10 protein-coding genes and 1 pseudogene are annotated in these 10,198 nt (G+C 50.6%); 6 read left to right on the top strand and 5 right to left on the bottom strand.

The genetic code is table 11. The features are described 5' to 3' along the window. The 6 genes and pseudogenes from BMY09_RS12355 to BMY09_RS12335 all read left to right on the top strand — a co-directional run. Positions 1 to 612, top strand: a 612-nt coding sequence (locus BMY09_RS12355; RefSeq protein ID WP_483860436.1) for a beta/alpha barrel domain-containing protein, incomplete at its 5' end; no start/stop codon positions are given. Between the two features lie 250 nt (positions 613 to 862). Then, entirely contained in the window at positions 863 to 1,477 is a 615-nt protein-coding gene (locus BMY09_RS12350; RefSeq protein WP_091358577.1) for an OmpW/AlkL family protein, read from the top strand. A gap of 344 nt (positions 1,478 to 1,821) precedes the next feature. After that, a pseudogene (locus BMY09_RS22525) lies at positions 1,822 to 2,508 on the top strand (methyl-accepting chemotaxis protein); the annotation flags it as partial. A 24-nt stretch (positions 2,509 to 2,532) separates the two neighbouring features. Continuing rightward, positions 2,533 to 2,910, top strand: a complete 378-nt coding sequence (locus tag BMY09_RS22520; RefSeq protein WP_376787867.1) for a CZB domain-containing protein — start codon at positions 2,533 to 2,535, stop codon at positions 2,908 to 2,910. A 262-nt stretch (positions 2,911 to 3,172) separates the two neighbouring features. After that, positions 3,173 to 3,487: a cupin domain-containing protein gene (locus tag BMY09_RS12340; RefSeq protein WP_091358573.1), complete on the top strand. Its 315-nt coding sequence runs from the start codon at positions 3,173 to 3,175 to the stop codon at positions 3,485 to 3,487. Between the two features lie 79 nt (positions 3,488 to 3,566). Continuing rightward, positions 3,567 to 4,406, top strand: a complete 840-nt coding sequence (locus tag BMY09_RS12335) for an enoyl-CoA hydratase-related protein (protein WP_091358570.1) — start codon at positions 3,567 to 3,569, stop codon at positions 4,404 to 4,406. A gap of 24 nt (positions 4,407 to 4,430) precedes the next feature. Here BMY09_RS12335 and BMY09_RS12330 read toward each other — a convergent pair whose 3' ends face one another. The 5 genes from BMY09_RS12330 to cysS all read right to left on the bottom strand — a co-directional run bounded on the left by BMY09_RS12330 (position 4,431) and on the right by cysS (position 10,105). Beyond that, positions 4,431 to 6,200 (bottom strand): ABC transporter transmembrane domain-containing protein, encoded by a 1,770-nt coding sequence (locus BMY09_RS12330; protein ID WP_091358568.1) that lies wholly within the window; start codon positions 6,198 to 6,200, stop codon positions 4,431 to 4,433. 57 nt (positions 6,201 to 6,257) lie between these two features. After that, positions 6,258 to 6,968, bottom strand: coding sequence for a glycosyltransferase family protein (locus BMY09_RS12325; RefSeq protein ID WP_091358566.1), 711 nt, complete (start codon positions 6,966 to 6,968; stop codon positions 6,258 to 6,260). A 90-nt stretch (positions 6,969 to 7,058) separates the two neighbouring features. After that, the gene (locus tag BMY09_RS12320; RefSeq protein WP_091358564.1) at positions 7,059 to 7,970 is read right to left on the bottom strand and encodes a radical SAM protein; all 912 of its coding nucleotides are present in this window, start codon (positions 7,968 to 7,970) and stop codon (positions 7,059 to 7,061) included. A gap of 9 nt (positions 7,971 to 7,979) precedes the next feature. Next, on the bottom strand, positions 7,980 to 8,648 hold the full coding sequence (locus tag BMY09_RS12315) for a TIGR04282 family arsenosugar biosynthesis glycosyltransferase (RefSeq protein WP_091358563.1): 669 nt from the start codon (positions 8,646 to 8,648) through the stop codon (positions 7,980 to 7,982). A 71-nt stretch (positions 8,649 to 8,719) separates the two neighbouring features. Then, a complete protein-coding gene (gene cysS / locus BMY09_RS12310) occupies positions 8,720 to 10,105 on the bottom strand; it encodes a cysteine--tRNA ligase (RefSeq protein WP_091358625.1) in 1,386 nt (461 codons plus the stop codon). Positions 10,106 to 10,198: the final 93 nt, after the last annotated feature.

The following is a 10,198-nucleotide window of genomic DNA, read 5'->3' as shown; positions in this document are numbered from 1 at the left end:
ACCGGTGAAGACCGTTGCGTACTGGACTGCATCACATCACTGCAGAACGGTGCTGACCTGCTGTGGATCGAGACTGAGAAACCTCACGTCGGTCAGATCGGTGGCATGGTTAACCGCATCCGTGAAGTGATCCCGAATGCCAAGCTGGTATACAACAACAGCCCATCGTTCAACTGGACCCTGAACTTCCGTCAGCAGGTATTTGATGCCTGGGCTGAAGAGGGTAAGGATCTGTCTGCTTACAACCGTGATAACCTGATGTCGGTTGAGTACGATGAATCTGAACTGTCTGCAGAAGCCGATCGTCGTATCCAGAGCTTCCAGGCGGATGCGGCTCGCGAAGCGGGTATCTTCCACCACCTGATCACCCTGCCGACTTACCACACCGCTGCGCTGTCTACCGACAACCTGGCGAAAGAGTACTTCGGTGAGCAGGGCATGCTGGGCTACGTCGCTGGCGTACAGCGCAAAGAGATCCGTCAGGGTATCGCCTGCGTTAAGCACCAGAACATGGCCGGTTCCGATATGGGCGATGATCACAAAGAATACTTCGCCGGTGAAGCCGCACTGAAAGCCGCGGGTGAAGACAACACCATGAACCAGTTCGGTTAATATCTGACCTGACAAGGTGATAAAAAAAGGGACGCTTCGGCGTCCTTTTTTAGTTCATCTTACATACCCACACCTGCCTGTTTTGCTACCCAATACCCACTCACATACTATGGTTAATTGATCTGGCGCAACAGTCTTATTTAATAACTCTCTCAGACGAATAAAACTGTCTTAAATCAATACTTCCCCAATCTAATAAGCGTTAAATGGGTTCACTTTTTGAAAGACGTTTAACAAAAGGATGGTCTTAATGAACAGAAAAGCTCTTTCCGCATTAGTATTGGGTGTATCACTGGCTGCCACAGCTAACTGTATGGCACACGAAGCAGGCGATATGATCTTACGGGTAGGTGCGGCGAACGTTGACCCACAGACATCGAATAACACCCTCGTCCCAGGTTTAGATGTCGACGCCAATACCCAGCTTGGTATTACCGGCACCTATATGCTGACCGATAACCTTGGTCTGGAACTGCTGGCGGCGACCCCTTTCAAACACGACATTACCCTTAATGGAGCTAAGGTCGGTGATACTGAACATCTGCCACCGACCCTGTCCCTGCAATACTATCCGATGGATAGCAGCTCTGCGTTTCAGCCCTATGTAGGTCTGGGCATTAACTACACCGCATTCTTCTCAGAAAGCACAACAGGTGCCCTCGCCGGGACTAAACTGCAGCTGGATAGTTCATGGGGACTGGCGGGTCAGATAGGTGTCGATTATTCACTTAATGATCAGTGGCTTCTGAATGCCGCAGTCTGGAAGATGGATATCAATACCGATGTAAAAGTCGATGGCACCAATCTGGGCGAACTTGAAATCGACCCAATGGTGTATATGGTTTCTGTCGGCTACAAGTTCTGATTAAAGCTGATCAGATCGAATGCTGGGACGGCCCCCGCCTCCCAGCATCATCCAGATACGCTGAATAACAGCACCTCAATATTATCCCTCTATATATTTCCCCCGATTGATATCATTAAAAACGCTCAACTCCAGATAATGAATACTGGTTATAAGTAATTATAAAGAGCGTTATCCACTGACTTATCAATTAGTTATATAAGGGAGATTTACTTTGACCCGGTTTTAATAAAATGTAAAAATCCCCTACTGTTTATACCAGATAAGCAATAGCCTGGATGTAACGGGTCTGGCGGCTTGGGTGGTGTTTTACTCATTTATCTTTTCCAGGAGCATTAATCCCTATGTTTGTTAGAGCTCGGATACTGACTGAAACACGTCAGGAAGTTATCAGGTGTGAGCAGAAAAACAAGAAGCTTGAGCAGGAACTGAATACAGCACAGGAACGCATCGCTCTACTGGAATCACAATTAAGAGAAGCCACAGGCGAAAAAGATAACGATATCGGGGTAATGAGGGGCGCGATTCAGGGCTTTTCAAAACTCAACAATATTCGCGAACGAATCGCATCAATGGCGACTCACCTGCTTTCTGAACGGAATAAGATACTGGACTCTGCAACGATCTATGATCAATCCTCTTCCAATATGAAAAAACTGGTGGCGGGTCTCAGTGATGTTAATGGTGAAGTCAGTACCATACATGAGCAAGTCTCGACACTTCGTAATGTTGCTGAAGAGATCACCCAGTTTGTCGGCAGTATCAAGAATATTTCTGAACAAACAAACCTTCTGGCGCTGAATGCAGCCATTGAGGCAGCCAGAGCGGGCGAACAGGGTCGCGGTTTTGCGGTCGTCGCCGATGAAGTCCGTAATCTGGCAAAACGAGCCAGCGAAGCCAGTGGAGAGATTGAAAAGCTGGTTGCACAGATAGATCATAGCACACAGGAAACAGGCAGCAGTATCTCTGAGACGCTCAATAACTGCGGCTCAATGCTGGGCAATGCAACTGAAACCAATGCATCCCTGGAACGGCTCATCAATCACTCTGTTTCAATGCATGAAACCATTACCGATGAAGCGATGGCCAGCTTCCTTGAGACGGTAAAAATGGATCATATGGTCTGGAAACAAGACATATACAACCACTGGCTTAACAAAGAATCCGGAGATGGCCAGGTCGCAGACCACAATCAGTGCCGTTTGGGCAGATGGTATTATGAAGGTGACGGTGCTCAGACATACAAAACAATGCCAAGCTTTGCCTCACTGGAAACCCCTCATGCAGATGTACATAAAGGTGGATTGTTAGCACTTGAACGTATCGCAGAGAATGATCTGAAAGGATCACTGGAAGGCATCCGGTTGATGGAACGTGCCAGCGATGAAACATTCACAATACTGGATAGGCTGGGCGCTGAAATCGGTAAGTAACCGATAGCCCAAGCCCTGATAGGTATAAAACTGATAGGTATAAAACTGGTAGGTATAAAACTGGTAGGTATAAAACTGGTAGGTATAAAAAAGGGTGAAGATATTCACCCTTTTGTTCAACAGGCCGATCACCTGCGTCCTCGTACTGACATTATCTCCCTCCCCGGCAAAAAATAGCCACCCAAAGCGGGTCATGTCTCTTACAATGGATAATCGGCCAAACTAAACTAATCTTCAGCTAACGTATAGCTGAGACAGTCCAATGCAGAACCTGCTTACTAATATACGGGCACAGCTTCCCGGTGAGTTATTTACAACGCTGTTAGAAAATAACCATCTGAAGATTGAGCGTATCGTGTCCCGGGGGCACCACTCCCCCGAAAACTATTGGTATGATCAGGATCAGCATGAGTGGATTCTGCTGATTCAGGGCACCGCCCAGATCGGTTATCCCGATAGTCAGTCAAGGACGCTCCATTGCGGTGATTACCTCCATATCCCCGCGCACAGACGGCATCGTGTTGAATGGACATCACCCGATGAAGACACCATATGGCTGGCGATCCATTACGGGTGATTCTGGAAAATAGCCCGTTACGACTTCCTATGACACGCTAAAAACATCCTAAAAAACTAACAAATACAAAGGAATGCCCATGACAGGCAATGTAAAACTTCCATCTCTGATCGATAGTAAATTAGTACTGTCTAACCGTATTGCAACGCTAACATTCATGCGCCACGATGTCCGTAACGCCCTCACCGGCACAGGACTGATTGGCGACATTATCCAGGTGGCAGAATGGGTTAACCGCACCCCTGAAGTGTCAGTGCTGATACTGACCGGCGACGGCAGCGCGTTCTCAGCCGGCGGCAATATCAAAGAGATGAGTGAGCGGGATGGCATCCATAAACACGGAGCTTTTGGTGGCGATGTCTATACGGTTCAGGAAAAATACCGCCAGGGTATTCAGCGCATTCCTCTGGCCATGAGCCATATCGATATCCCGGTGATCGCAGCAATTAATGGGCCGGCCATTGGGGCTGGCTTTGACCTGACCTGTATGTGCGATCTGCGCATTGCATCAACTCAGGTATTGCTGGGTGAAACCTTCGTCAACCTCGGCATCATCCCCGGTGATGGTGGTGCCTGGTTTCTACAACGACTCATCGGCTATCAAAAAGCGGCAGAACTGACACTGACGGGTAGAATGATCGGCGCTGACGAGGCGAAACAGCTAGGCATCCTGTTAGAGGTAGTAGAGCCAGAACAGCTGATGGATAAGGCGATGGAACTGGCAACCAGAATAGCGGACAAACCACCACAGGCTCTCAGAATGACAAAACGGTTGCTGAAAACCGCCCAGAAAATGGAACTGCCCGAGTTTCTGGAACATTGCGCTCTGATGCAGGGGATCTGCCACAACACCGAAGACCACCTGGAAGCGGTCAACGCCTTTGTTGAAAAACGACCGCCACATTATCACGGCAGATAAGCAAACGCTGTTATAGCAAAATGTCTACTCTACTGACGCCCGCTCTCTGGCGTCAGCTTTAAACTGCAATTCTGCCAGACGTGAATACAGCTCTGAGCTTTGCAACAGCTCCTCATGGCGTCCCATAGCAACAACACTCCCCTGGTCCATCACCACAATCTGATCTGCATGCAGAATCGTCGACAACCGGTGAGCAATAATAATCGTTGTTCTGCCCTGCATCAGAGTATCCAGTGCCAGTTGAACTTTATGTTCACTCTCGGTATCCAGCGCGCTGGTCGCTTCATCCAGCAGCAGTATCCTTCGATCATTGAGGATCGCCCGGGCAATAGCGATCCGCTGTTTCTGGCCACCCGAGAGACGTACCCCCTGCTCTCCCAGATCGCTGTAATACCCTTGCGGAAGTCGTTCAATAAACTCATGGGCATAGGCGGCTTTCGCTGCCGCAATCACCTCTTCGGTACTGGCATCATTACGCCCATAGCGGATATTTTCAATCACATTGGCGGTGAACAGTGCCGGTTGCTGCGAAACCAGCGCAATCTGTTGTCTGAGCTCCCGGGGGTCAAGATCCCGCAGATCGGCTGTATCAAAAAAGATCTGACCACGCTGAGGGTCATAGAAGCGTAACAAGAGCTCAAATACAGTGGACTTACCAGCTCCGGATGGCCCCACCAGAGCAGTGATAGTGCCTTCGGAGAAGGTTAGCGAAAAGTCTGCCAAAGCGGCCTGATCCGGACGGGATGGGTAATTAAAACTTACATCGTTAAGCCGCAACTCAGCCCGCAGATTAGTGGTATCTGTGGCAGCCTCCTTATCAGGAGCCTGTATCTCGCTCTGGGCATCAAGCAGCTCCATCAACCGTTCAGTGGCGCCGACGGCCCGTTGAAGCTCACCATAAACCTCCGACATGGTGCCAACCCCCATGGCAACGATCAGCGCATAAAACACAAAAGCGCCCAGCTCACCGGCTGTCATGGCACCGGTGATCACATCATAACCGCCCACCCAGAGCATCCCGGAGAGCGCCCCGAAGACCAGCAGGATAACCATCGCCATCAATGACGCCCGTTGACGAATACGTTTCTGTGCGATGCTGAAAGCACTGTCTACCTCAAGGCCAAATGCGCGACTCTCATGCAGCTCCTGCGTATAACTCTGCACCGTCTTAATCTGCTGAATCGCCTCACCGGCATAACTGCCAACATCGGCAATACTATCCTGGCTTTTACGCGCCAGTGCCCGCACCCTGCGACCGAAGATCAGAATCGGCAACAGGATCAGCGGCACACCGGCAACGATAATCAAAGACAACTTGATATTGGTAACAAACAACATGATCAGCGCACCGGACGTCGTTACCAGACTCCGCAGGGCCATCGAGAAAGAGCTACCAATGATCGATTGTAACAGTGTGGTATCGGTGGTTAGACGGGACATAATCTCGCCACTTCGGTTAGTTTCAAAGAAACTGGGGTGCAGACCAATGACATTATCGAAGACCGCCTGACGAATATCGGCGGTCACACGCTCGCCAAGCCAGGAGACCAGATAGAAACGGACAAAGGTACCAATGGCCATTAGCACCGCCATCACAATCAGCACCAGAATCGCCTGATTCAGCTGCGTGACAGAGCCCGCGACAAAGCCCTTATCGATCACCAGTCGCACACCCTGGCCGATAGCCAGAGTTATACCTGCGGTGAATAACAGCGCGATCATCGCGCCGATCCAGTAGCGGCGGTATGGCAGCATAAAGCGCAATAACTGCGTCAGCGTCGATAATTTATTCATTCGTGCGAAACCCGAATAGAAAAACGATTGCAATGAGAGCTGTGCAGAAGACAGCGGTTAATCTGTTAACCACTTGCTTTTCAACAGCCGCCAGAGTTGTGGCAGAGCCTGCCTGATCCAGTAGAACTGATACTTCAGCGTCAGTTGCCCCCAACCCGTGCTGGCGTATTTACGCGCACTGGTGATCAGTTCCACACCGGTATTGGCTAATTGTACGCCCTGTTGATGGGCTCGCCAGACAAACAGATGATCTTCACCATACACTGCTTCGACCGGATAACCACCCAAGCGTTCAAATTGCCTGGCCGAAAGGCAGAACCCCTGGTCACCAAAGGGTAAGCCCAAATAGCGTGACCGCAGATTGGCCCCCAGACTATTGAGGCACACCGGTCCTGCGCCGTCGCTCAGGAAGCGCAGATTAAAATAGTGCAGCGCATCAGGCCGGCGTGTCAGGCTCTGATTAAGCATCTGCCACTGACGATGGGAGAGTTGACTATCCAGATGAAGAAACCAGATATACCCGGACTCAACCTGTCGCGCCCCCGCATTCAACTGCTTGGCACGCCCCGCTTCAACGGTTAAAGCATCAATCTGATCACTGGTGGGTAAGCGCGAAATAAGATGTTCAGAGGCCGGGCAAAAAACAAAAATGATTTTTTGTGCCTGCTGCAGACAGGCAAGCTGGCCGAGCATCGGCTGCAGACTGGTTTCGGCCGGACCGACCGGAATCACGACAGAGATACTATGCTGACACACCTGATCGCTCATTAAACTATATCATTTACTAAAATATCGCTGACTGAAATATCCGGAGAAACCAGGCTAAGCATCACTGCCTGACTATGCTTCATTACATAACTAAGTTTCACTACATGAAGCACCATACCGGAAACAACTAAAGCAGCGGTGGTGTTTCATGCTGATCTGCTGCTCCAGTGCCTGACGCAGATTATCACCCATATCATACTCAGGATCGTCATCTACCAGCGTACAGGCATAGACCCGCATCCGGCCATTTTGCTTCACCACCATCTTACTGAACGCGCACATAAAGCTGTTACGGGTCTCTTCGGTGTGATAGTGGGTCATGCAGTGAGTGGTGATATCCGGTCCATGACCATGACTGCCTGGGGGAAGAAAGTCCGGGAAGGCGACAAACTTAGTCTCAGCCGGTAGTCCGCGAGAGACTAATATGTCCCGATAGGACTGCTCTACCTCCACAGAGTTCTCTGTTTCTGCCATATGACGCGCCACCGATACATGAAAGCCCATATCGTGAAGCGCTTTCATCCCCTTCAGCGCAAGGTCAAACATCCCCTCACCCCGGCCGGCATCATGTTCAGCCTCGATGTGTGAATCGATACTGACACGAAAACTCACCGGGTAACGGCTCTGTAACAAAGGCACCAGTTGATGCAGACGTTTTTGCAGTGCATCGGTGCCATTGGTCAGTACCAGACAGGGAGCGTGCTCAGAAGCACGCTGGAGAATCCTGATGAGGTCTTTGGCCAGAAAAGGCTCGCCACCGGTAAAGGAGAACTGTTCAACGCCCAGTTCAAGGGCCTGATCGATATAGGGCGTCACGTCCTCAAGCTTCAGCAGTTGCAGCCGATGATCGCCGGGTCCCGAACCCTCAAGACAGAAGTCGCAGCTGAGATTGCAGGCCGTTCCGGTATGAAACCACAACTCTTTCAACAGATGAGGGCGAATATAACCCCGATCAGAACCATCAGCTGTTGTATACCAGTCACGACTCCGTATCCGTTCCATATAAACCCCTTACCTCTCTTTGAGTAAAACCTGTAACAGTTGTAACAGCTGTTGCCGGGCAGGACGGGAGTCATATGCAAGTGTTCCCAGCAGCCGGCGCAAATCAGCTTCAGTATCCACATCGTAGCCCGTGGAGCTGAAAGCAACCTGAAAATCGGCCGCTTCACATACACAGGCCAGTTGCGCCCCCAGCTGTGGGGTACTCCAGGGCAGGTTTTCCAACACTGGCCAGGGGGTTCGCCCGCCCATCGCGGTGACACCGCCATCTTCGGCAGGTGAAAGCACAATATCACTCTGCTGCTGTAACTGGCAAAGCTCAGCATAATGCTGAGCGTTGTGTTCCGGCGCATCGGTACCGATAAACAGCAACTGTTCAATCCCCTGCTGTCGCACAATCCGATCCACATAGTTCAGTTTTGCCCCCAGATTGCCTTCGCACTGAGGCACCACCTGACATTCCCGCAACAGCAGATCTTCTGCCCACTGGCGATCAGCTTCACTGCCGGGTGAAAGAACGACCGGTCCCGGCCAGCTTCTGGCATCCTCAAGGGCGCAATTGAGCAACGCACAGGCAACCTGATAGGCGGCATCTTTACCCAGTGTCGCGGCGATGCGCTGCTTACCCTGACCATGCAATGGCCGTTTACAAAAGATAACCAGTGTTGGCTGCTGACTCATCTATCCATCCTTTAAACAGAAAAAAGGCAGCCACTTGCTGCCTTTAAAAACTACTTAATATTCGGGTTTAGTTAGCCTTCACGAAACCAGGTGGTTCCTTCGCGACTATCTTTAAGAATAATCCCCTGGGCGACCAGATCTTCCCGAATCTGATCAGCAGCGGCGAAATCCTTCGCTTTCTTCGCATCAGCGCGCTGCTGAATCAACGCTTCGATCTGTTCCGGGGTAATCTCACCGGCTTTACTTTCACCCTGTAAAAACGCGTCGGGGGACTGCTGTAAAAGACCAAGAATACCACCCAGTTGCTTTAACTGGGCGGCCAGTGCCGGCGCTTTCGCATCGCCAGAACGTGAGGCGGTGTTAAGTTCGTTAACCAACTCAAACATAACCGCCAGGGCTTTAGGGGTGTTGAAATCATCATCCATCGCCGCATAAAAACGAGCGTCGTAGTCGTTATCCAACTCAGCAGGTTTCGCTTCAACCCCATTCAGCGCCTGATAAAACCGTTCCAGTGCACTACGTGCCTCTTTCAGACTGCTTTCCGAGTAATCGATATAACTGCGATAATGTACGGAGGACAGGAAGTAACGGACCACTTCAGCATCGTATTTTTCCAGCACGTCACGAATGGTAAAGAAGTTGCCCAGTGACTTGGACATCTTCTCGGCGTTTACCCGTACAGCCCCGGCGTGCATCCAGGTATTGACAAATTTAACCCCGTTCGCTGCTTCGGACTGGGCGATCTCATTTTCATGGTGCGGGAACGGCAGGTCTGGGCCCCCACCATGGATATCAAAGGTATCACCCAGGCAGCATTTAGACATCGCTGAACACTCAATATGCCAGCCAGGACGGCCTGCACCCCAGGGGGATTCCCAGCTCACCTCACCCGGCTTAGCGGCTTTCCAAAGCACAAAATCCAGCGGACTCTCTTTGGCATCCTGAACCTCAACCCGGGCACCGGAGCGAAGCTCATCGACATTTTTGTTGGTCAGCTTGCCATAGTCGGCAAACTTCTCAACCCGATAATAGACATCTCCATTAGCGGCGGCGTAAGCATATCCCTTTTCAATCAGTACCTGCACCATATCGATAATATCCTGCATATGAGCAGTCGCACGGGGCTCACGGTCCGGGCGCAGAACACTGAGTTTATCTTCATCGTCGTGCATCGCCTCGATCATACGATCTGTCAACTGATCAGGACGTTCGCCATTCTCCTGAGCCCGCTTAATGATCTTGTCATCAACATCGGTGATGTTGCGAATATAGTTAACATCCCAGCCTCGGGCCCGCAGATATCGGGTAATCACGTCAAACGCCACCATCACCCGTGCATGTCCGATATGACAGAAGTCGTATACGGTGATACCGCATACATACATATTGATCTTGCCCTCTTCCAGTGGCTGGAACGGGGCTTTTTCTTTGGTCAGGGTGTTATAGATCTGCAACATCGGAATTCGCTTATGAGTCAGGTCAGGATGAAGTTCAGTGAAAAACAGGCTGACCATTATAGAGGAAACCGGCGGGGATTTAACAACCTGATT

This window comes from Amphritea atlantica (assembly GCF_900111095.1).
GTDB lineage: Bacteria > Pseudomonadota > Gammaproteobacteria > Pseudomonadales > Balneatricaceae > Amphritea > Amphritea atlantica.
This window is presented reverse-complemented; position numbering and strand designations above follow the sequence as displayed.

Coding starts and splice junctions, on each gene's coding strand:
- BMY09_RS12350 (WP_091358577.1), top strand. CDS start 863: ATGAACAGAAAAGCTCTTTCCGCATTAGTATTGGGTGTATCACTGGCT.
- BMY09_RS22520 (WP_376787867.1), top strand. CDS start 2,533: ATGCATGAAACCATTACCGATGAAGCGATGGCCAGCTTCCTTGAGACG.
- BMY09_RS12340 (WP_091358573.1), top strand. CDS start 3,173: ATGCAGAACCTGCTTACTAATATACGGGCACAGCTTCCCGGTGAGTTA.
- BMY09_RS12335 (WP_091358570.1), top strand. CDS start 3,567: ATGACAGGCAATGTAAAACTTCCATCTCTGATCGATAGTAAATTAGTA.
- BMY09_RS12330 (WP_091358568.1), bottom strand. CDS start 6,200: ATGAATAAATTATCGACGCTGACGCAGTTATTGCGCTTTATGCTGCCA.
- BMY09_RS12325 (WP_091358566.1), bottom strand. CDS start 6,968: ATGAGCGATCAGGTGTGTCAGCATAGTATCTCTGTCGTGATTCCGGTC.
- BMY09_RS12320 (WP_091358564.1), bottom strand. CDS start 7,970: ATGGAACGGATACGGAGTCGTGACTGGTATACAACAGCTGATGGTTCT.
- BMY09_RS12315 (WP_091358563.1), bottom strand. CDS start 8,648: ATGAGTCAGCAGCCAACACTGGTTATCTTTTGTAAACGGCCATTGCAT.
- cysS (WP_091358625.1), bottom strand. CDS start 10,105: ATGTTGCAGATCTATAACACCCTGACCAAAGAAAAAGCCCCGTTCCAG.